This window comes from Nostoc sp. S13 (assembly GCF_029379315.1).
Classification (GTDB): domain Bacteria; phylum Cyanobacteriota; class Cyanobacteriia; order Cyanobacteriales; family Nostocaceae; genus Nostoc.
In genome coordinates this window covers 52,592-75,276 of record NZ_JAQYWQ010000015.1, presented here as the reverse complement: position 1 = coordinate 75,276, position 22,685 = coordinate 52,592, and the positions used below count along the sequence as shown (strand labels likewise).

Genomic DNA, 22,685 nt, shown 5'->3' with positions numbered 1-22,685 from the left:
ATTCAATAACACTGCTCTGATAATTTGTCAAGTTGATAATGGGTAATGGGTGATACGTTTTCACCCATTACCTTTTTTATAGTTTCTGCATTCCCATCTAATCTATAGCAGTCCTAAATCTTGAAGAAGAATTCAGAAGTCAGAATTCAGAAGTCAGAATGCAATCAGTGGGGGATTCAGACCCGCCACTGATTAAAGACCACCAAATTTTCAATTTGGTGGGGGTGCAAAAACGCCGTTTATTCATCCACCAGTCGCACAAAATTCATTCTGAATTCTGGCTCCTGACTCCTGAATTCTGTTTGATAATCTTGACTTTTCACTCTTATCTAGAAAACCTCACTTCCATTCCTCTCCTCTTTTGAATTTTCCCCCTTCCCTACTAGCGTTGGGGGTTAGGGGGTTAGGTTTCGCGTTGGTTTTTCCACATAACGTGAAAAGTCAGAATCATAATCACAATCAACAACGCTAAAGTGACTCAGCCAGACATCCCAGCTAGCAATGACATCGTTCATCTAGTTGACCAGGTACTACTGCCACTTAATTTTCCTGCAAGTCTAAACACCAGCCCAAGACCACCCTACTTCAGCAAAGCTGATAGTTTCCAGTTTTCGCTAGGGGTAGTTTTGAAAGCCACCCTGACTTTGAACTAGATATTAACAATCAATTAAAAAAATTTAGGTTAACTTACCACTTGTGTGCTATTCCAGTGCTACATAACTAGAAAAATTCTCAATTTTTCAGTTAATAAACAACCATATAATTTGCTTATTGTCAATATTTTACAAAAATTCAATGTTCTAGTGTTAGCAAAACTACCAACTTTATTGTAAATTTAGTCAAGATAATACTTTTTGCACTGACTGGCTGAATAATTTCGCCCACCAGTTAGAAACACATTTGTTATGCTTTAAGAAAATAACTCAATATCATCTATCAAACAGCAATTAATAAGTATCTTGAGGATTTCTGATAATAAGATGACAAAAAGTTACTGAAATAAAAGTAATTAAATTTACAATTTAATTACGGAAAAAATCTTTGTAACCAAATCATCAGGCAATCTTGTAAGTTCTCTCTGTTGGAGGTAATGCCTATTGAAAGCAGATACCATCTGGCAGCAAACTTGTTAATATCTTCATATAATGCCGTGGCGATCGCTATTGTATCGTATGTATCTGATGTACTTTTGCCTAAGATAAGACTATATTGGCGAATTCGCAGGACAAATTGTTTTTGAATTGATTAAAATATCCTTGTATACAATAAGAAGAGTTTGTCAAGTTTCATAGGGCTGAAATCGCCACAGTGCGCTAACGTGTGAATAAGACCAAATTAGTTCAACCCAAATTGATCTACTATCAGGTCGATTCTGCCACCGCCTCAACTCCTCAGTTAAGGTAATTAGTACGCAGAAGGTTAACTGCTTTCAGGCAAGCACCATCACCCTTGTTGTATTTACCCAAGGTCAACACCCACTTTAGTCTCAGGAATGCGTAATTTATGAAGGAAATGTAAAAATGGGTAGATTAAGACGAATCCTCTGAGTTAACATACAATGCACTCTTTCTCAGTAATTAATGTTGTGTAAAATACATGAAATTCGGCAATAGCAAGCGTACTTACTTCGTAATGTAATAAGAGCGTCACTGCAATTCCGAAAAGTGGAGAAAAAATTTCAGGGTATAACTCCCGTTTTTAATGTCTTTTTGGTAATAGTGGCTAACAATTGCTGTAGGAGTTCATGATTAATACACAAAAAGAGTGCAATTTCTGTGAAACAGGCTACAATCGGAAGAGTCTTTATAGGAAAATCTGCCAACAGTCTGAACTCATTTCTATAGAGTGGCAAATTTCTTGATAAAGCGAGTCTTTTTTTTGACCAGTTAGTTGAAAGCAGTATGTGATAGCAACACATATAACATTTACTAAGGTGAGCAAGTCACTTTCAGTAGTGGCTTCAACTAAAGTAAAAATCCTCCCACCGGAGGTGTAAAACGTCCGAAAATATCTCTGGCAAATTTGCTAAAAAGCTTATTTTCGGTTGACAGATAGCTCGTTTAAAAGAGCAGTAAACACATCTTGAGTAATTGATTCTGCAAGGAGCATGAGGAACGCGGCATGAACCAGGCTAACAACGTACTCGAAAGCATATATCAGCCTGACCTAGAAATAATGAATCAGCCTGAGCTCGAGTTAGAAGAACTCTTAATAGACGAAGAAGAGGACTTGCTGATCATCGATGAAGGTGAAGATGAGTTTTTAGAGCCTCAGTCTGATGAGGACGACGCAAAGTCTGGAAAAGCCGCTAAATCGCGTCGTCGGACACAAAGCAAGAAAAAGCACTACACCGAAGATTCAATTCGGCTTTACTTGCAAGAAATTGGTAGAATTCGTCTGTTGCGGGCAGACGAAGAAATTGAATTGGCGCGGAAAATAGCCGATTTGCTGGAATTAGAGAGGGTGCGGGAAAGACTGTGTGAGCAGTTAGATCGCGATCCTCGTGATAGTGAATGGGCAGAAGCAGTGCAATTGCCACTACCAGCCTTTCGTTATCGCCTCCATGTTGGTCGCAGGGCGAAAGACAAGATGGTGCAATCTAACCTTCGTCTTGTGGTTTCAATTGCTAAGAAGTACATGAACCGTGGTTTGTCGTTCCAAGACTTAATTCAGGAAGGCAGTCTCGGTTTGATTCGTGCCGCTGAAAAGTTTGACCACGAAAAAGGCTATAAGTTCTCTACATACGCTACATGGTGGATTCGTCAAGCAATTACCCGCGCGATCGCAGATCAATCGCGCACAATTCGCCTTCCAGTTCACCTTTACGAAACCATCTCTCGGATTAAGAAAACTACCAAGCTGCTATCTCAAGAGATGGGTCGCAAACCCACTGAAGAAGAAATCGCTACTCGCATGGAAATGACCATCGAGAAGTTGCGGTTTATTGCTAAATCCGCCCAGTTACCGATTTCACTAGAAACGCCCATTGGGAAAGAAGAAGATTCTCGATTAGGCGATTTTATTGAATCCGATGGTGAAACGCCAGAAGACCAAGTTTCCAAAAATCTGCTACGCGAAGACCTTGAAAAAGTCCTCGATAGTCTTAGTCCTCGTGAACGCGATGTTCTCAGACTGCGTTACGGCTTGGATGATGGTCGGATGAAAACCCTTGAGGAAATTGGGCAGATTTTCAATGTCACCCGCGAACGCATTCGTCAAATTGAGGCGAAGGCACTCCGCAAGTTACGCCATCCAAATCGTAACAGCGTTCTCAAGGAATATATTCGGTAGTCAATTAGTCAATAGTCAATAGTCATTAGTCATTAGTCATTTGTCATTAGTAAATAAACAAAGGACAAGTGACAACTGATAAATGATAAAACAATAAAAAACCTGGCAGTGAATTAGCACTCCAGGTTTTTTTATTTATAGGTCATCTTAGATATTAAAACTTATAGGATGCCCCAAAAATGTAGGAAGCCTTGACCAGAAAAAAGCTCAACCAAAATGGCTGCTGAAAAGCCAATCATTGCCAAGCGACCGTTCCAAATTTCTGCTTGTGGGGTAAACCCCCAACGCCAAGCGTTGCGATCTTCAATTACAGGAGTAGTTACTTTTGTTGTACTTACATTTGTCATGGTTGGGACTCCAAACTTAATTCTTAAGGTTTATTACCTTATGTAAACTAATATAACAAATAATTTTATAAAGTCAACATTTTTTATACTTTTATTTCCAGACCTTGACATGAACAATAGGAATTAATATTAACTAAAACATCTATCTTTGGATACAACTATAGGACTTATGCAAAAACCTTTTAAACTTTTATTCCTCCGTATCCTTTGCGGTTCAATTTTTCGTTGCTTGTGTGTAAGTCCTGAACTACTCAAGACTTTTGGCAGAGGATTTCAAGTTATTGAGATTAATTTTCAATTATTTTATCATATAAGTAGTTTTTTAAGGCTACACTCGTTGAAAAACAAGAATTTAAATTATAGACAGATGTGTATTACTTATGATTTAATTAGTATTTTTTAGCATTAATATAGGAATCTAGATACAAAATGCTTACAGTTCAAGGTTGAAAGTACTTGTTTACCAGTCTTGTGGGTTAAGAGTTAAGTGATTAAGACTGCTTTATGTCTACGCACTCGCTAAAATTACTAATTTAGCTTTGTCATCCAAATAGTTAAGTTAGAGTTATTACAAATAAAAATAATTTATAAGTTTAGGTAATTTTCATTTGATAAATTGATATTTAAACTGTTTGATAGTAGATCGAAAAAATTTATGAACAAGCAGTAAACTAATGACTTTGACAAAATTATCCTTACTGCCTTCATGGTTAGTCTAGCTAGACAGTTCACAGATATTCCTTATGCTAAGGAGTTGGCACAATTAATAGAGATGCAAGGGTTGGTAAAAGTATCTCAACCACAAAATCAAGACAAAAGTATTTTGCTTACCGCACGTGTGGAAGCTCGTTATAAAGCCATCAACCAGGTTATAGCTCAATATCAAATCACACAAGTTCTAGAACTAGCATCTGGTTTGTTACCGCGTGGGCTTTTGATGTCTAGCAATCCGAATATAACCTTTATTGAAAGTGACTTGCCTCAGATGATTCGTTGCAAACAGCAACTAATTCAGCAACTTGTCGGTGAACATCCTAACCTGCATTTTATAGAAATTGATGCTATTAAGCGTCCCAGTGAGTTTTGCAAGAGTACTCTTCTACTCAAAGCTGGACAACCAGTGATGATTTTGTGTGAAGGATTGCTGACACATCTGACTTTGGTAGAAAAACAACTTGTGTGTGCTAATGTCCGCGAGATTCTTCACTCTTATGGTGGTGTTTGGATTACTCCTGATTTTATTGACATAGCTAGTTTAGTGCGATCGCAACAAGATGACTCAGATTTACAAAAGCTATTACAAACAGTTACTAACCTCACAGGCAGGTCTTTAGTAAATAATAATTTTGGCACACTCGATCAAGCACGGCAGTTCGTTTATGAACAAGGTTTTTGTGTGACAGAACATAGTATGTTGAACGTAATAGACGAGTTAAGCTGCTTAGAAATTTTGGGTATTGATCCAGAAGTGGTAAGGAAAATGCTTGCTGCTCAATCTGTCTTTGCGCTTACTCTAGATGCAGCTTGATTTTTCCTTAGTGCCAAAAAATTTCCATTTCTTTTGAAGTCGAGACAAAACCAAGCTGATCGTAGATACGTTTACCATCCTCAGTAGCGTGGAGCCAGAGACGTTTTACCTCAGTTGCTCTGACAAAGCTGATAATTTCCTTTAACAATGCTGTTGCAATTCCCTGTCCTCGCCACATCGGAACTGTATAAACGTTCATAACGTAGGCTTCCAAGCCTGAGAGATTGCCGTTGTAGGGGGGTCGTTGAAAAAATACCAAGCCGCTAGTGGCAACAATTTGACTATCCACTTCAGCTACCCAAGCTAAAAACTCACCCGGCGGCATTTTTTCACCAAGATACTTTCGAGTTGCTTCTGCTAGGTTTGCGGTATCAGAGTCACTTTTAATATCGCCAGCCTCACGCAGGAGTTCGAGACGCAGTTGGATCAGCGCCTCTAAATCCTGCAAGTTGGCTTGTCGCAAGTTGAACATCACCCTAATTTACGATCGCACTTCGGCCACGGTGATAATTTTTTCATCGCGGCTAAGTTGGAGGATGCTTTCACCTTTAACATCTTTACCTAAGAGCGGCACTGTTTCCACAGGTATCCGCACTACCCGCTCTTTATTCGTCACTAAAGCTACCTCGCCAGATGCCATCGCTATGACCATACCAGCTAAGTTGTCAGTTTTGCTGACAAATCTCAGCGCTTGCGTGCCTAAATCACCACGATTAGCCGCTCTCAACTGACTTGCAGCCATCCGCTTGGCATATCCTTCTTGGGTAACTAGCAGCAGTTGGTCATCTTTACCGACAGTCACACAGCCAACCATTTGCTGATTTTTCAATAACCGAAATGCTTGTAAACCCATCGCTGTGCGACCCATGACCGGTAATTGTTCATCATTGACTGCAAAGCGCAACAGTCGCCCACCTGAACTAGCTAAAATCAGATGCTCCCCTGGAGTGGTGAACTGGGTAAATGACAATTCATCATCGTCTTTGAGCTTCAAAATCGTGATTCCGCGCCGAGTCAGGTTAGTAAATTCTTCCAGAGACAGACGCTTAATTCGTCCTTGTTTTGTTACAAGAATTATCTGCTTAGTTTCGAGATTTTCTGGCAGCAAAAAGCGGCTGACCACGGCTTCTTGAGCGCCTTGAGCAGTACTACTGAGCATAGTAATCAAAGGTTTCCCCCGTGGAGAACGTCCAGTGGTTGGGGGAATTTCTCCCACATTCACCGGATAGACTTTGCCGCCAGCAGTTAGTATTAGCAAGTCTTTTTCGGTGTTGGTCAACACCGTTTGGATAATGAAGTCATGATCATGCAGACCATTTTCACCTTTTGACTTTCTCCCAGATGGCTGGGTGCGGCGGACATAACCCCGTTGGGTAAATTCTAAAACCGCTGACTCTGCTGGCTGTTCTAATTTTGGACTTAGGCTTTGCTCAGTCGAACGATTTTGGATTTTGGATTTTGGATTGTCTTCATCATCTTCTACTCCTCTGTTTTTTTGCTCCTCTGCTCTAAACTTCTGCTCGTCTGTTATTTTTGTCCGCCGGGGATCGTTGTACTTGCGCTTGAGCGATCGCAAATCTTTTTTCAGCACCTTCAATAATTCCCGGCGATCGTTGAGTAATTGCTCTAACAACCTAATTTGTTCACTTAGCTGCTCAAATTCCTGCTGCAAATTTTGCTTTTCTAAATTAGTGAGGCGGCGCAATGGCATAGCCAGAATTGTATCACCTTGTACTTCACTCAAATCTAGTTGGCTACAAAGGTTAATTTTTGCTGTACTACCATCGGCAGCTTGGCGCAAAATTTCAATTACCTCATCCAAATTAGACAACGCTTTCAGCAAACCTTCTACCAACTGCACACGACTTTGAGCCTTCCCCAACTCGTAATTGTAGCGACGGTTCAGCGTCTGTTCGCGGAAACTCAAAAACTCCTGCAACACTTGGCGCAAACTTAACTGGCGGGGTTGTCCATCCACTATTGCTAGGAGAATTGCCCCAAAAGTCATTTGTAAAGCAGTTTGGTGATATAAATGCTGGAGAATTTCTTGAGGATTGGTATCGCGTTTGAGTTCAATTACCACCCGCATCCCTTCGCGATCGCTTTCATCCCGAAGATCAGAAATTCCTTGCAGGCGTCCTTGATTTACTAAGTCCGCTACCTTCTCAATCCAGCCAGCCTTATTCACTTGATAAGGCAATTCTGTAATGATAATTGCCGTCCGTCGCTTGCTTCCCTTACTAGCTGGAATTTCCTCCAGAGTCGCGACTCCCCGCAGCAAAATCCCACCTTTACCTGTGGTGTATGCTTCCCGAATTCCCGCCTGACCAATTATTTCCCCACCAGTGGGAAAATCTGGCCCTGGAATTAACTCGAATAACTTTTCATCTGACAAATCTGGGTTGTCGATTAAGGCAATTAACCCATCGACAATTTCCCCCAAGTTGTGCGGTGGTACATTCGTCGCCATTCCCACGGCAATACCAGAACAGCCATTGAGCAACAGAAACGGCAATTGAGCAGGTAGCACCGTTGGTTCTTGCTGGGAATTATCGAAGTTCCCGACAAATTCCACAGTTTCTTCACCAATTTCTGTCAGCATTCCCTCATGGCTAATCGGTGCGAGGCGCGTTTCTGTGTAGCGCATCGCTGCTGGCGGGTCATTATCGACGCTGCCAAAGTTACCGTGTCCTGCTAGTAAAGGATAACGGCTAGAAAAATCCTGCACCAGCCTGACTAAAGCATCGTAAACTGATTGGTCGCCGTGGGGATGGTATTTACCCAACACATCACCCACTACACGCGCACATTTCCGATAGGGTCTATCTGGTACTAAACCGAGTTCGTGCATTGCATACAGAATGCGCCGATGCACTGGTTTTAAGCCATCACGCACGTCTGGTAGCGCTCGCCCGACAATCACGCTCATGGCATATTCTAGATAAGACCGTTGCATCTCGGTGTGCAGGGCTGTTGTAATTACCTGTCCCGTTGAGAGCAGGTTTAACTGTTTTGCCATGAGTTTTTTCCCTGAAATTTAACTACACAAAAGCCGATGGAACTCAATATTGCAGCAACCACAGCATAACGGATGAAATGGGATTCATAACAAAATTTTGATAGTCATAGAATAAAAAGCAGTAGTATCATCCTTGATGACGAAGATGCACATTGACTATTAAAAAGGATGCAGACAACTATAATCTACATAAACTTAGTAGCCATCATACTTACCATGATTGCATTTGTTAATTTTCAATTCTGGAATTCTTGAATCCCCTCACCTCTATAACTAAAATTCTCATGAAAACTGTTTTAATTGTCGAAGATGATCTAATTAATGCTCGTGTTTTTTCCAAAATTTTGTCCAAGCGTGGCGGCTTGGGTGTGAAACACACTGAAAATGTCGAAGAAGTCATAAAAATTGCCCAATCTGGAGAAGCAGACCTGATTTTGATGGATGTTTCTCTCTCTAGAAGTGTTTACCAAGGTAAGTCTGTTGATGGAATCAAGATTACACAAATGTTAAAATCTGATCCAAAAACAGCAAACTTACCTGTTATTTTGGTGACGGCACATGCTATGGAAGGCGATCGCGAGAACTTTCTCAAGCAAAGCGGCGCTGATGGCTACATTTCTAAGCCAGTTGTTGACCATCAACAGTTTGTTGACCAAATCATCGCACTTCTACCCACAGACGACCATTGAGAATTAAGGACTTATTTGAGGAATACTCGCCCGCCATTGTTTTTGGGCGACTAGTTCCTGTATTTAGTTAGTATATATGTACTACAAAAAGGTACTGTTAGGCAAGAGGGGAGTGGGGAATGGGGAATGGGGAATGGGGAATCAGGAGTTGAGAGTTGGAAAAATGAAAAATTACCTCTTTCACCTCTTTCCCCTACTCCCCACTCCCTACTCCCCACTCCCCACTCCTATTGCGTAGGCTGTTTTCCAGGGGTTGATGATGAGTTTTCTCGTTGCAATAGGGCTGCTTGAATACGGGGTAATTCTAGGAATTTTTTCGTATCAGACAGTAGGCGATCGCCCCAGAGATTTTCTTTGAGAAAATTCAAATTAGCATAGCGCGAATCGATGCGGAGTGCAGTTTCTCCCAAGGTTAATCCTTGTTGGCGATCGCCTTTAGTATACAATGCCACTGCCAAGGCCAATAAAGGTTCGGCGGCTTGCTTCTCAAGGGTTATAGCAGATTTCCATCGCTTAATTGCTTCCGGGATATTGCCCTGTTCGTAGTTGATTAAGCCAATATTGTTGAGCGCCGGCCAGAATTTTTTATCTTGGGAGACGGCTTTATCGTACTGGGCGATCGCATCTGGCAATTTACCCAGCAGATAGTAAGCATTACCCAAATCAAATAACCCCTCTGGATCATTGGGTTTTAACTTCAAACCATCTTGGTAATTGACAACAGCAGCCTGATAATTTTTCTGCTGAAAATTAGCTGAACCCAAAGCAAACAGAATATCACCATTTTTGGGGTTGATAGATTGCGCTTTTTTCAGACTAGCAATCGCCCCGTCAAACTCTTTGGTTTCAAGTTGCAATCCACCTAACAGCAACCACACCTTATCATTCCCAGGAGCCAGTTGACTAGCCAGCCGCGCTCGTGGCAAAGCTAAATCAATCTGTTGAAACTGAGCTAGTTGAGCCGCCTCTTGTGCCAAGCTCAACCCCTGCTTCTCTAACTTTGTCGCATCTAGTTGCAATGTATGGGGTATTAATGCCTGCGCGTTAGCGGCTTTTGGCATACTCCACAAACTACAAACCATTAGAAAAGAAATCAAACGAACATATTTAGGCACACTACCGCCTTTAAGCCACTAATCAAAGAATCTTTCAGCTAGCTTAAACGATCTCCGCTCTTGACGGTAGCAAAATCTTACGTGATCAGTTCTTGACATCCCGATCCTAAAGCACTAAATTAATAAGTATCCACTTACTTATTTATGGCTCGTACACCCAGAATCACCAATCAGCAAATCTTAGAAGCGGCTCGTCAAGTTTTCCTGCAACAAGGATTTGGTGCTTCCACTTTAGAAATTGCTCAACAGGCTGGTATTTCTGAAGCTTCAATTTTCAAGCGATTCTCAACCAAAGAAGAATTATTTTTTGCGGCAATGGGAATTCCAGAAAAACCCCTCTGGGTGAACGAGTTGGAATCTCTCTGTGGCAAAGGCAATCTCAAAGAAAACCTGATCAAGGTCTGCTTTGAGATTATGGAATTCTATCGTGAGATATTACCTCGAATAATGATGCTGCGATCGCGAGGCAATGCGATGCCAGAACTTGGAGGTAAAGAGTCAAGACCGATGCTAGATGTCAAAGTACTGGCTGCTTTCTTAGAGCGTGAGATCAACCAACATCGCCTTCACCCGTGCGATCCCCAGACAGTGGCTCATATCTTAGTCGGATCGATGATGAACTACGTTTTCTTAGAACAGATGTCGTCCCAAGTCAGTATACCAACTGCCGAATTAGCAATAGGAACTTATTTAAATTCTGGAGATTCTGCCACGCAAGTATCAGTATTTATCCTGAGTCTTGTGGATATTATCTGGCAAGGAATTGCACCAAGTCAGGATTAAGTAAACCGACGCTGGGACGCTTTTACACGGAGACGCAAAGAGATTTTTAGAATATTTTCCCCGCGTCTCCCCTTGCCCAGTATCCATTAGTAAAATTGATGACTTTGGTCATACATCAGTCTGCAATTACTAGTGACTTTCGTCATACATCGGTTAGGAAATTTTGAGCCATAATTAGTATGTATGAATTTATACTATTAGATAAATATTAGATATCTTCATGCCAAAACAAAAGCAACTGTCTAAATTGCTAAATCCGAACCTAAGCAGAATAGAACTTTAATCTAAACAAGGAGTTAATTACATGCTGAAACCAAACCGTGTATCAATAGTCTTAGCTACTGCTGCCCTGATCATTGTTCCCGCTCTCTTGGCTGCGCCTGCAAATGCCCAGACGGGTGAACGCGATCGAGATTGGAATCGCGACGGCAGAACCAATACTGGAGAAGTTAGAAACCTTGGAGACAGGGGGAATTGGAACCGCGACGGTAGAACCAATACTGGAGAAGTTAGAAACCTTGGAGACAGGGGCAATTGGAACCGCGACAACCAATACAATAGCAGAGCAGTCAGACTTCGTAATGGTGATCTCAGATTGGCTAATGGGAGAATTATTTCTGCTAGAGAGGTAGTCAGACTTCGTAATGGTTACTCCAGACTTCCCGACGGGGTTATTATTGGCCCACAGGAGGAATTTTATGCTCCTGGCTACGTAATTCCAGCTGAGAGACCATCGCTAATCAACATACACCTTTTTTAAATAAGAAGTCAGAATTCAGAATGTAATTCCTTGGGGATTCACACCCACCACTACGAGAGTTGACCACTAAATCTTGGATTTAGTATAGTTTTTCATCCTTTATTCAGGAGCCAGTCGCACTCCAATTCATGCTTAATTCTGAACATAAGTTGACGCCACTTGCTCTACTTGGGGAGACTCCAGACGCTCCGCTCCTGAATTCTTTTTTGTGAAAACACTTAAAAACTCAAGAAATTGTCAGTATAGGGCTACCAGGCATAGTTTTAGCCGTGAATAACCAGCTCGGTAGCCATTCTTTATAAACAAAGTGGATATGAAAATTGATACAACATCAAAACCTGTAGATTCATCAGTTTTGGTTCCAGAGGTAAAGAAAAAAAAGGTCAAACGTAATTGGCTCTCTTGGCTAATTGCTCTTTGCCTATTGGGTGGAATTGGCTATGCAGTTTATTACCAAGTAACGGTTGTTTCCCGTCAAGAAGCTAGACGCCGGGTGCTGACAAAGCCTGTAGAAAGGCAGAGTTTAACAATCACAGTTACAGCGAACGGAACAGTGAAGCCTGAGCGGTCAATCAACCTCAGCCCGAAAAATTCCGGCATCCTGAAAAGCCTGTTGGCGAAGGAAGGAGATATTGTCAAACAAGGACAGATTGTCGCTTACATGGATGATTCCAATCTCCGGGGGCAACTCACCTCTGCTCAAGGACAATTGGCACAAGCTGATGCGAATTTGCAAAAAGCGATCGCAGGCAATCGTCCTCAAGATATTGCTCAAGCACAGGGAGTATTAGACGAAGCCGAGGCGAATCTGCAAAAGGTACAAACAGGCAATCGCTCTCAAGATATTGGCCAAGCACAGGCACGGTTGCAAAGCGCTCAAGCCGCCCTTCGTCAAGCAGAAGATAATTTTGTTCGTAATCAGCAACTTTACAATGCAGGTGGTATTTCCCTTCAGACTCTTAACCAAAACCGTTCCAATCGCGACAGCGCCCAAGCTAGTGTAAATGAAGCACAACAAGCACTGGCGTTGCAAAAAGCCGGATCACGTTCAGAAGACATCGACCAAGCCCGAGCTGTGGTGAAGCAGAGACAGCAAGCTTTGGCACTTCTGAAAGCCGGAACGCGCCAAGAAGATATTAACGCAGCCCGCGCCCAGGTAACATCTGCTCGCGGTTCGCTGCAAAACATCCAAGCCCAAATCAATGACACAATCATTCGCGCACCTTTTGATGGTGTGGTGACAAAGAAGTATGCTGATCCAGGCGCTTTCGTAACACCCACAACTGCCAGTAGTGAAGTAGCTTCTTCTTCTTCTTCTTCAATCTTGTCTCTGGCTTCCACCAATGAAGTTGTCGCAAGTTTAGCGGAAACAAATATTTCCAAAATCCGCCTTGGTCAAAAAGTCTCGATTAAAGCAGATGCCTACCCAGGAAAAACCTTTGAAGGTAAAGTCAGCCAAATTGCTGCCCAAGCAGTAGTAACGCAAAACGTCACCAGTTTTGAAGTGAGAGTATCACTTTTAGACCCTCAAAGACTACTAAGGTCTGGGATGAATGCGGAAGTAGATTTTCAAGTCGGTCAAGTTGAAAATGTTTTAGTAGTGCCAACGGCCTCAGTAGTGCGCCAAGAAAATGCCACGGGTGTGTTTGTGGCAGGAAAGAATAACAAACCTGTGTTCACCCCCATCGAGACTGGTGTCACCGCGAATAACTTTACCGAAGTTAAGTCTGGATTGACAGGAAACGAAAGGGTATTGCTCAGTTTCCCAGCAGGATCACGTCCGCAATCAACACCAAGAGGAGGAGTTTTTCCTGGTCTAGGAGGAGCAGGCGGAGGCGGAGGCGGGGGTCGTTCAGGCGGTGGTGGTCGTTCTCAAGGTGGTGGTTTCCCTTAAAGTGAGTTTTAAATTAATACGGTTCACTTAAGGCTTAACTCTTTGTCAAAGTCAATTTTTTTAACGAACCGCAAAGGAGAGGCAGCGCGTTGCGGTGAATCCAGCGCTGTAGGCGGGTTTCCCGCCGTAGGCGACTGGTGAACCCGAAGGGGGGTTCCAAGAGTTGTAGCGACTGCCGTCGCAAAGCAAGAGAAGGAAGAGAAGGAAGAGAAGGAAGAAATGTTTAGCTGAACTGGATTGAGTTTTAAATAAAACTTTATGTTTAAGATATTTAAAGGCTTTTACAAAGTTAAGAATACCCGCACAGTACCGTTGCTGGAAATCTTGACAATGGCGGCAGAGACTCTGTGGAGTAACAAATTACGCACAGGTCTAACTATGTTGGGTGTGATTATTGGGATTTCCTCAGTGATTGCCATTACTTCTGTTGGTCAGGGAGTGCAAAAGGGGGTTGAGCAACAGATACAAGCATTGGGTACAGATGTCATCCAAATTTTGGCGGGTGCGGCAAGAAGCGGGAATATCCGTCAAGGAGTAGGTTCTAGCAGCACCTTGACTTGGGAAGATGCTAAAGTGATCGCTACAGAAGCGCCATCAGCACAGATGGTTTCTGCTTATCTCCAACGCAGCGCCCAAGTTGTATATGCAGGACAGAATACCTCAACAACCATTTATGGCACAGATTTGAACTACCCAGAAGTCAGAAATACCCACCCTCAGCAAGGGAGATATTTTACTCAGGAAGAACTAGATATTGCCGCACAGCTGGCCATTCTTGGGACCACAGTCCAAACCACACTTTTTGGAAAGGGTGTAAATCCGATCGGTGAGCGAATTCGGATTCAGGGAGAGGCTTATGAAGTAATTGGCGTGATGGAGCCTAAAGGCGCTCAAGGGCCAATGGATCGAGATGACCAGATTTTCATCCCTCTAACTAGTATGTCGAAGAGACTGGTTGGTAACAATGCCCTGGTAGGCGTTTCTGTAAATGGAATTTTAGTCAAAGGCGCGAATCAGGAGCAGTTAGAAGCCGCTCAGTTTCAAGTCACCAATCTCTTACGGCTGCGTCACAACATTTATCCGCCGCAAGCTGATGATTTTCGGCTGACTAATCAAGCTGATATTGTTAGTACCTTCACTAGTATTGTGGGTTTATTTACAGTAATGGTGGTAGCGATCGCTGGAATTTCCCTGGTGGTTGGTGGAATTGGGATTGCCAATATTATGCTAGTTTCCGTGGTTGAGCGGACGCGAGAAATCGGGATTCGTAAAGCCGTAGGAGCCACCAATTCGGCAATACTTAATCAATTTTTAACGGAAGCGATCGTGATTTCCATTGTGGGCGGATGTATTGGCATGGCGACTGGCGTTTTATTAGCCTTTGTAGCTGCAAACATTTTCAAATTTCCGTTTGTAATTTCTTTCTTGTCGATCATTGCTGGCTTTGGACTCTCGTTAACGGTTGGCTTACTCGCTGGGGTGATTCCAGCCCGGAATGCATCCAAATTAGATCCAATTAATGCTTTACGTAGTGACTAAATAACTCCTGTACAGACGCGATTAATCGCGTCTCTCCAAAGCGATTAATCGCGTCTCTCCAAACTCCTAACTCCTAATTATTATGCCAACCATGATTTGGATGGAATCTATTACCAAAACTTACCATTTGGGAGAAGTTAGTGTTCCAATACTCAAGGGAATTCAACTCTCTATTGAGGAAGGAGAATATGTCTCTATTATGGGTGTGTCAGGTTCGGGTAAATCCACGCTGATGAATATTTTGGGATGTCTGGATCGTCCCACAACTGGAGACTATATTTTTGAAGGCAGAAACCTGACGACTTTTGATGATGATGAATTAGCCTATATCCGCAACCAAAGGATAGGTTTTGTTTTCCAACAATTTAACCTTTTGGCGCGGGCGACAGCGTTGGAAAACGTTATGTTACCAATGGTTTACGCTAATTTACCTAAGTCAAAACGCCGTGAAAGGGCATTAGAAGCTTTGGAAAAAGTAGGACTACGAGAACGCATCGCTAACCGTCCTAGTCAACTGTCTGGCGGACAACAACAACGGGTAGCTATTGCTCGCGCTTTGGTCAACCGACCTGCATTAGTTTTGGCAGATGAGCCAACAGGAGCCTTAGATACTGAAACTTCCCGTGAGGTGATGAGTTTGCTGACAGAACTTAATGACCAAGGGATCACAATTGTAATTGTCACTCATGAGCCAGATATCGCTGCTCAAACTCAAAGGATTATTCGAGTTCAGGATGGTTTGATTGTCGGCTAATTTGTTAATATCAAGCATTTGAGGGGGAATTTAAAATTTAAACCATTGTCAGGTCAATCAGGTTGAAGAAGAATTCAGAAGTCAGAATTCAGGAGTCAGAATCAAGACGCTCTCTGCGAGACGCTGCGCGAACGCGGACACGAGAAAGCGTGACGCTATCAGTCGGGGATTTAGACCCGCGACTACGAAAGTTGACCACCAAATTTTCTTGTTTTGTGGGGGTGCAAAAACGCCGATTATTCATCCACCAATCGTACAGAATTCAGAATGAATTCTGACTCCTGACTCCTGACTCCTGAATTCTGTTCGATTAAAAATTTTGATTGTATCCTCAAAGAAACCCGATTAATGACTACATCTATCTTATGAATTTCAGCTTAATCTTCGTGCATTCTACCTGGGTTAGCGTAGCGTTGGCGGTAGCCTTGCCTTCAAGCATCGCGATTCTATTTCCAACTTTAGCAAGTGCAGCAACTCCCTCAAAACCACAGAATTCCTCAAGCTCTCTACAGGTTCTTGATTATCTCAACCCCAATCCCAATCCTCTGCAATTTCCTACCAAACCAGAGGAAGTAAGGATTCAGAAATCTGTGCCAATCAGTTTGGCACAAGCTTTGGAACTAGTACAACGCAACAATCGAGATTTACAGGTAGCAATATTGCAGTTAGAACGCAGTCGCTCGGCGCTACGTCAGTCTCAAGCTGCCTTATTTCCTACTCTGGCAATTAACAGTAGTCTGACCAACAGTGGAAATGGTTTTAGCAGCGGTTCATCTCAAGCCAGCAGCTCTTTCAATGGTTCAGCACAACTGAATTATAACCTCTATAACTCCGGGAATCGACAAGCGACAATCCAAGCAGCTGAAGAACAACTACGTGTGGATGAATTTAATGTTGAAAGTCAGTCTTTGACAATTAGGTTGAATGCCATCACTCAATACTACAATTTGCAACAAGCCGATGAACAAGTAAGAATTAATCGGTCTGCTGTGGAGAATGCCCAGGCTAGTTTGCGGGATACTCAAGCTCGACTAGATGCTGGAGTAGGTACGCAGTTCGATGTGCTGCAAGCTCAGGTAGTTTTAGCAAATGCCCAACAACTCCTGACTAATGCTATTTCACAGCAGCAAATTGCCCGTCGTCAGCTTGCAACTCTGTTAAGTTTGTCGCAGTCAGTTGATATCACTGCCGCAGATCCCGTACAATTAGCTGGTCTTTGGCAGCCAACACTGGAAGAAACTATTATCCAAGCGTTTCAAAATCGTCCAGAATTGCCACAGTATTTAGCACAACGTAATATTGCCGAGCAACAGCGACGACAGGCACTTTCACAGCTAGGGCCGCAAGTGAGTTTGGTAGGCAACTACAACCTGCTAGATCGGTATAATGATGGCATCAGCGTTACTGATGGGTATTCAGCAGCAATTCAAGGAAGTCTAACTTTGTTTGATGGGGGAGCAGCAAGAGCGAGTGCGGCTCAATCAAAAGCGAATATTGCGATCGCCGAGACTCAATTTGCTAGCCAGCGCGACCAAATTCGCTTTACTGTAGAACAGTACTACTTTCAATTGCAATCCAATTTAAATAATGTGCAAACTTCTAGTGTGGCTTTAAATCAAGCCAGGGAAGCTCTGGATTTAGCAAGGCTGAGGTTCCAAGCTGGTGTGGGCACTCAAACAGAGGTGATTGCTGCTGAAAATGACCTGACAACAGCAGAAGGTAATCGAGTCACAGCTATTTTGAATTACAATATCGCTCTAGCTAATTTGCAAATATCAGTCACTTACAGGGCTTCGCGCTAAGGTCAAACGATTTTGGATTTTAGACTTTGCTGTGGAACGCTACGCGTAGCTTGCTTCTGTGTTTGCGGAGCGTCTCGTAGAGAAGGAGTACGGCTACGCTCAGTCGAACGATTTGCAATTTTGGATTGACCCTACACCACAAGGGACGGGACATGAACCAAAAAATTCTTTTAATCTAAAATCCGGCATTGCGCTGGAAGCGCACCAAAGGTGCGACCCAAAATCTAAAATTGCTGGTCAAATCATTAGACTTATCCGGAAATGAGAACTTTATTTGGCTGAAACCTAGCTCTGGAGAGGGTTTTAGAGGTTCCTGTTTTATATAAGCTAAAAAGCCAGCTATGTAAGGGTTTCAGCTATTTTGAGGTTTATTTGTGGATAAGTCTATTAGACCAATAGGGTTCAGTTAAGGCTAAAACTCTTTGTCAAAGTCAATTTTTTTAACGAACCGCAAAGGAGAGGCAGCGCGGTCTTGGGGGTCTCCCCCATGAGCGACTGCCGTCGCAAAGGACGCAAAGGACGCAAAGGAGAGAAGCAAGAGAAGCAAGAGAAGCAAGAAATGCTTAACTGAACTGTATTGATCATTAGACATCTCTGAAAAAGAATGTAGAGACGCGAAATTTCGCGTCTCTACAAGGGTTCTAGATAACGCATATTTAATTTCACCAGATGTCTATTAAATAAAAGTTTGCTTAGATCCTTCGATTGGTAATCTATGCAACTATAGCTATATTCAAGCAAACTAAATGCATCTAAGTTGAGAACGGCTATGGTACAGTAATTACCGCTACTGGGCAATGGGCTTTACTCAGAATTGCATCCACTCTGTGACCGAAGAAAACGCGACCCGTAACCATTCGGATACTACTCCCGAGAATAATTAGGTCAACTTCATTGCTTTGGGCAAACTTAAGGATTTCCCTTTCTGGGCTGGTTCCTTGCAGAATATAGGTTTTGACATCAGCACCCAGATTGCGGCCAATTGCTGCTTGCTGTTCGAGCAGATCGCGGGCAATTTCCTTGACTGGAGCTAGCGATCGCTGTTCGTAAAGAATATACTCAGCCTGTGGCAAATTAATTACGTTAACGATCATCACTAAAGCCCCTGTTTGAGCAGCGATCGTACTTGCCATCTCTACAGCATTTTTGCTATATTCTGTCCCCACCGTTGGCACCAGAATCTTTGTCAGCTGTTGTTGAGTGATTCTGCATATCTCGCCTTTGGGTTGGGGTAGGTGCGACTTCACCACCATCGTTGCACAAGGCGCTTCTTGTACTACCCGGTCTACAAGCAAATTGAACAATGCTTTCTGCGGGCGTATCTGTTCAGAAGCTCCCAGTACAATCAAGTCATAGTTTTTGTTTGCTTCATTCAGAATCACCTCCGCTTTACTACGCCCAGACTCCGTTTTTGTTTGCAGGTTGGTATCAGCAGGTAGCTGCATTTCCTCAGCAACAGAGGCAAGAGCTTGCTCGGCGGCAGTGTCTTTTAGCTGGGTTGCCGTTCGACGTGCTTTTTTTTGGGGTTGCTTGTCACTCAGGGCATATAGAGATGTGACTTCTATCGAGTTTTGGTGAGCCATGTAACCAACTAGCTGCGCTGCGAGTTGGATGTTGGGGCCACCGCTAGTGGGTATTAAGACACGCTGGATTTGCTTGATAAAGCTGTGGCTATCCTGCTCTTCTTGTTCCAAACGTCGAGCTTCCTCTTCACTCATAACCACCTTCGACAAACACCAGCGCAAAAGGGGTGGAGCCATTAGGGAAGTGGCGATCGCTACCATAACAATAATCGAGTACATCTGTGGATTCAGCACTCCCAAAGATAAACCAATCGTGGCCACGACAATTTCCATCGCCCCGCGAGCATTCATCCCAGAACCCATCGCCAAACCTTCCCAATGACTCAAGCCGCCGACGCGAGAACCAATATAAGCACCTGTAAATTTGCCAACACAGGCGACAACGAGAACAATCAAGCCAAATATCAACGTTTGAGGGACTAACAGGGTTAGCAAGTTAACTTTCAACCCAGCTGAAGCAAAGAAAATTGGCGCTAGAAAGGCTGCTGTGAAGACTTCTAGCATCTGTCCAGCTTCATTGCTAAAGCGGCGGGATTGACCTGCCAAAATCCCCAGCACGAAAGCACCTAATGCTGCTTCTAGACCTAATGCGTGGGTAAGTGCTGCTGCTGAAAGCGAAAGAATTAGCACAACCGAGATACTAGCGGAGATTCCGCCAACGTAGTCATCAACCCACCGCAAAATCTGGTCTACGATGGTACGCCCAATTGTAAAGGCGATCGCTAGAAACAATATAGCCGCACTTACGGAGTGAAAAATTGTCCCAAAGTCAAACTTGCCGCTACTAGCTAAACCTGAAACCACAGAAAGTAAAATCCAGCCGATGGTGTCGTCAGTCATACCAGCTGCTAAGGTGACTTGACCAATGTCACGGCGAATCAGGTTTAAGTCCATGAGCACCTTAGCAATCACTGGTACTGCCGAAATACTCATTGCTGTGGCTATGAACAGACTAAATACCAGTCGCTTATCTGGGTCGGCTAAAAAATTATCAGGCAATAGCCACCCCAATCCAAATCCGGTGATAAACGGGACAATAATTCCGCCCAGTGAAATTAGCAGAGCCGTTTTACCCTTACGAAGAATCAGCTTCAGATCCGTCTCCAACCCAGTCACAATCAGCAAAAATAACACGCCTAACCAAGAAATCACCGAAAGTAAATTCGATTGTTCTTGACTTTTGGGAAAGATGTGAGCCTGTAAGTCTGGAAGCAGCAAACCAAATAGAGAAGGGCCAAGCAGCACACCTGCCAATAATTCCCCAACAACAGGCGGTAGGTTAATCCGGCGCATCAACTCACCTAATCCCCGTGCTACCAGAAGCAATAATGACAGTTGCACCAGTACCAACAGCAGTTCATGATGACCGAGAGGTTTAATTAAACCGTCACCTACTATTTTCTGTGCAGCGAGTACAGGCACTAACATTAGGGACAGGTTTTGCATATAAGCGTCCAAAGGTTGGATTACGAATTTTTAAAGGAGCTGCTTCAAGTAAATCTGAAAATATTTACTTCTACATCGGTCTATGAGGTTAAACTGTCAGACAATTTTGGATTTTAGACTTCTGCTCCTTTCGGCTTCTCTACCAGACGCTGCGCGTAGCTTGCTTCCCCGTAGGGGTACGCTCAAGGCAAGTCGCTCAGTCGAACGATTTTGGATTTTGGATGACCCCACGAATAAATCCGCAAATCTCAATACAGTTCAGTTAAGCATTTCTTTCTTGTCTCGGTGTTCTCTGCGCCTCTGTGGTAGCCTGCGGCAAGCCGCTTTGCGTCTACGATAAAAAAATTGACTTTGACAAAAGATTTTACCTTAATCCAAGCGTATTGCACTTGCTCTGTACCATCAAGGAATCATTGGTCAGGTTAGAACTAAAGCTTTGCTCATCAATTTATTTTCGAGCGCGAACAAAGAACTTTGTAGTGTCTTCCCAAAGACCTTGCTCAGTTGCTAATTTCTCAATTTCTGCTTTGTACTCAACTTGCAACTGATTTAATTGTTCTTCTGATAATTTTGACAACAACGGATTACCTTTAAAATTTATATTAATTACTGTCCCAGATAATCTGCTATCCCTAAGCTGGCGATAACGTCCTGATGGCTCAATCTTAATTTCGATATCTCTAAAACCTGCCTGATTGAGCAAATTTCGACATTTTTCTGGAGTCCCCAGTGGTTCAAGGATATGTGGTAGCGATTCGCCCAAAACTCTAGCGCAGATCCTCTGTTGAAGAGATGCCATAAAAGCAGTTTCGGGAGGACAGGTAAATGCTACATACCCTCCTGTTTTCAAGTAGCGATACCAGTTTTGCAAAGTAGCAAGAATATCAGGAAAAAGTACAAGTGCCTCACAGCAAAAGATAACATCAAAACTACTATCACTAAAGTTGAAATATTCTGCATCTGCCTCAATCAACTCAATGTTTTGTAATCTTGCTGCGGCAATCTTAAGTCTTGCTTGATGCAACATTCCAGGGGTCATATCAATCCCAATCACATAACCATCTGAACCAACTTTTTCAGATGCGGGTATCGCTACTAAACCTGTTCCAGTTGCCACATCAAGGATTTTCTGTCCCGAATTTAGTGGCACAAATTCAAGTAAGAGCTTGGCTTCTAGAGGATGGCGAGTACCTTCTTCATAGTCATAAGTCGTTCTACTACCATAAAATTCTCTTAGTTGCTGCTTATAGCTATCCTGATCAGTCATAACCAAATGTCAAATTTTCTCCACTTTATAGTAACTCTTGTTGTGATATTGAGTTGTTTGCTGCTGAACCCAACCCTGACAGTACAAGCTGCGTCTTCATCCACAACAGTTTACGAACAACGGATAATCCACAGTCCAGATGGTATCGGCAAATATTACATGGGGCGAGAAATTGCCAAAGTTATGGGATACACTGGCGCTGGCTGGCTAGAACGTCCAAGCCGAGAGGGAGAGGAACAGCCAAGTAAGGTAGTCAGTGTCCTCAATCTAAAACCTAATGATGTGGTGGCGGATATTGGTGCTGGTACAGGTTACTTGAGCTTTCGCATCGCGCCTTTATTAACAGCAGGTAAGGTGTTGGCTGTAGATGTTCAGCCAGAAATGTTGGAAATCATTGATTTGTTCAAAAAAGGGAAAAATATCACTAATGTTGAGCCTGTTTTAGCAACCCTTAGCGACCCCAACTTACCATCTGAAAGTGTCGATTTGGCGTTAATGGTGGATGCTTACCATGAACTTGAGTATCCCCAAGAAGTGATGCAAGGAATTGTCAAAGGACTTAAACCAGGTGGTCGGGTAGTGCTAGTTGAGTATCGAGGTGAAAATCCCTTTATTATGATTAAAGGTCTGCACAAGATGACTCAAAAGCAAGTCCGTAAAGAAATGCAAGCTGTTGGTTTAGTTTGGCGTGAAACTAAAAACTTGTTACCTCGACAGCATTTAATGGTGTTTGAGAAACCTGATTCTAGCGCTTCTCGTTTGTATGCAATATAATTTGACCTCTCTCCTAAAAGGAGAGAAGCTTTGAGGCTTACTCCCCAACGCTAGTAGGGAAGTGGGGATTAGGTCTGTATTGAACTCAACCCAG

At 43.0% G+C, this 22,685-nt stretch carries 18 protein-coding genes; 12 read left to right on the top strand and 6 right to left on the bottom strand.

The genetic code is table 11. The features are described from left to right. Positions 1–446 precede the first annotated feature (446 nt). Entirely contained in the window at positions 447–653 is a 207-nt protein-coding gene (locus PUQ00_RS07875) for a fasciclin domain-containing protein (protein ID WP_366145949.1), read from the top strand. Positions 654–2,121: 1,468 nt separating this feature from the next. Then, entirely contained in the window at positions 2,122–3,291 is a 1,170-nt protein-coding gene (rpoD, locus tag PUQ00_RS07870; RefSeq protein ID WP_300414872.1) for an RNA polymerase sigma factor RpoD, read from the top strand. A 161-nt stretch (positions 3,292–3,452) separates the two neighbouring features. Here the strand turns inward: rpoD and PUQ00_RS07865 are convergent, their stop codons facing one another. Beyond that, positions 3,453–3,638 (bottom strand): chlorophyll a/b-binding protein, encoded by a 186-nt coding sequence (locus PUQ00_RS07865; protein ID WP_300414870.1) that lies wholly within the window; start codon positions 3,636–3,638, stop codon positions 3,453–3,455. A 706-nt stretch (positions 3,639–4,344) separates the two neighbouring features. On the opposite strand from PUQ00_RS07865, the gene PUQ00_RS07860 reads away from it, so the two are divergent. After that, the gene (locus PUQ00_RS07860) at positions 4,345–5,166 is read left to right on the top strand and encodes a class I SAM-dependent methyltransferase (RefSeq protein ID WP_300414868.1); all 822 of its coding nucleotides are present in this window, start codon (positions 4,345–4,347) and stop codon (positions 5,164–5,166) included. 7 nt (positions 5,167–5,173) lie between these two features. Here the strand turns inward: PUQ00_RS07860 and PUQ00_RS07855 are convergent, their stop codons facing one another. Continuing rightward, positions 5,174–5,638, bottom strand: coding sequence for a GNAT family N-acetyltransferase (locus tag PUQ00_RS07855; protein ID WP_300414866.1), 465 nt, complete (start codon positions 5,636–5,638; stop codon positions 5,174–5,176). 9 nt (positions 5,639–5,647) lie between these two features. After that, a complete protein-coding gene (gyrA, locus tag PUQ00_RS07850; protein ID WP_300414864.1) occupies positions 5,648–8,185 on the bottom strand; it encodes a DNA topoisomerase (ATP-hydrolyzing) subunit A in 2,538 nt (845 codons plus the stop codon). Between the two features lie 284 nt (positions 8,186–8,469). On the opposite strand from gyrA, the gene PUQ00_RS07845 reads away from it, so the two are divergent. Continuing rightward, positions 8,470–8,874 carry a response regulator gene (locus tag PUQ00_RS07845; protein WP_109009404.1) on the top strand — a complete coding sequence of 135 codons (405 nt, stop codon included), beginning with the start codon at positions 8,470–8,472 and terminating at the stop codon, positions 8,872–8,874. A 227-nt stretch (positions 8,875–9,101) separates the two neighbouring features. Here the strand turns inward: PUQ00_RS07845 and PUQ00_RS07840 are convergent, their stop codons facing one another. Beyond that, entirely contained in the window at positions 9,102–9,989 is an 888-nt protein-coding gene (locus PUQ00_RS07840) for a tetratricopeptide repeat protein (protein WP_300414860.1), read from the bottom strand. A 144-nt stretch (positions 9,990–10,133) separates the two neighbouring features. On the opposite strand from PUQ00_RS07840, the gene PUQ00_RS07835 reads away from it, so the two are divergent. The 6 genes from PUQ00_RS07835 to PUQ00_RS07810 all read left to right on the top strand — a co-directional run bounded on the left by PUQ00_RS07835 (position 10,134) and on the right by PUQ00_RS07810 (position 17,521). Continuing rightward, entirely contained in the window at positions 10,134–10,772 is a 639-nt protein-coding gene (locus tag PUQ00_RS07835; protein WP_300414858.1) for a helix-turn-helix domain-containing protein, read from the top strand. 304 nt (positions 10,773–11,076) lie between these two features. Continuing rightward, positions 11,077–11,532, top strand: coding sequence for a hypothetical protein (locus PUQ00_RS07830; RefSeq protein WP_300414856.1), 456 nt, complete (start codon positions 11,077–11,079; stop codon positions 11,530–11,532). A gap of 313 nt (positions 11,533–11,845) precedes the next feature. After that, positions 11,846–13,426 carry an efflux RND transporter periplasmic adaptor subunit gene (locus tag PUQ00_RS07825; protein WP_300414855.1) on the top strand — a complete coding sequence of 527 codons (1,581 nt, stop codon included), beginning with the start codon at positions 11,846–11,848 and terminating at the stop codon, positions 13,424–13,426. Between the two features lie 267 nt (positions 13,427–13,693). Beyond that, positions 13,694–14,965: an ABC transporter permease gene (locus tag PUQ00_RS07820; RefSeq protein WP_300414884.1), complete on the top strand. Its 1,272-nt coding sequence runs from the start codon at positions 13,694–13,696 to the stop codon at positions 14,963–14,965. 82 nt (positions 14,966–15,047) lie between these two features. Beyond that, positions 15,048–15,719: an ABC transporter ATP-binding protein gene (locus PUQ00_RS07815; RefSeq protein WP_300414853.1), complete on the top strand. Its 672-nt coding sequence runs from the start codon at positions 15,048–15,050 to the stop codon at positions 15,717–15,719. 365 nt (positions 15,720–16,084) lie between these two features. Continuing rightward, positions 16,085–17,521, top strand: a complete 1,437-nt coding sequence (locus PUQ00_RS07810; RefSeq protein ID WP_300414851.1) for a TolC family protein — start codon at positions 16,085–16,087, stop codon at positions 17,519–17,521. A gap of 767 nt (positions 17,522–18,288) precedes the next feature. Here PUQ00_RS07810 and PUQ00_RS07805 read toward each other — a convergent pair. Further along, positions 18,289–20,550 carry a cation:proton antiporter gene (locus tag PUQ00_RS07805; protein ID WP_300414848.1) on the bottom strand — a complete coding sequence of 754 codons (2,262 nt, stop codon included), beginning with the start codon at positions 20,548–20,550 and terminating at the stop codon, positions 18,289–18,291. A 106-nt stretch (positions 20,551–20,656) separates the two neighbouring features. On the opposite strand from PUQ00_RS07805, the gene PUQ00_RS07800 reads away from it, so the two are divergent. Next, positions 20,657–20,890, top strand: a complete 234-nt coding sequence (locus tag PUQ00_RS07800) for a hypothetical protein (protein WP_300414846.1) — start codon at positions 20,657–20,659, stop codon at positions 20,888–20,890. A 108-nt stretch (positions 20,891–20,998) separates the two neighbouring features. Here the strand turns inward: PUQ00_RS07800 and PUQ00_RS07795 are convergent, their stop codons facing one another. Further along, on the bottom strand, positions 20,999–21,817 hold the full coding sequence (locus tag PUQ00_RS07795) for a methyltransferase domain-containing protein (RefSeq protein ID WP_300414844.1): 819 nt from the start codon (positions 21,815–21,817) through the stop codon (positions 20,999–21,001). A 6-nt stretch (positions 21,818–21,823) separates the two neighbouring features. On the opposite strand from PUQ00_RS07795, the gene PUQ00_RS07790 reads away from it, so the two are divergent. Continuing rightward, complete coding sequence (locus PUQ00_RS07790; protein ID WP_300414843.1) at positions 21,824–22,591, top strand: class I SAM-dependent methyltransferase; 768 nt, start codon at positions 21,824–21,826, stop codon at positions 22,589–22,591. Positions 22,592–22,685 lie beyond the last annotated feature (94 nt).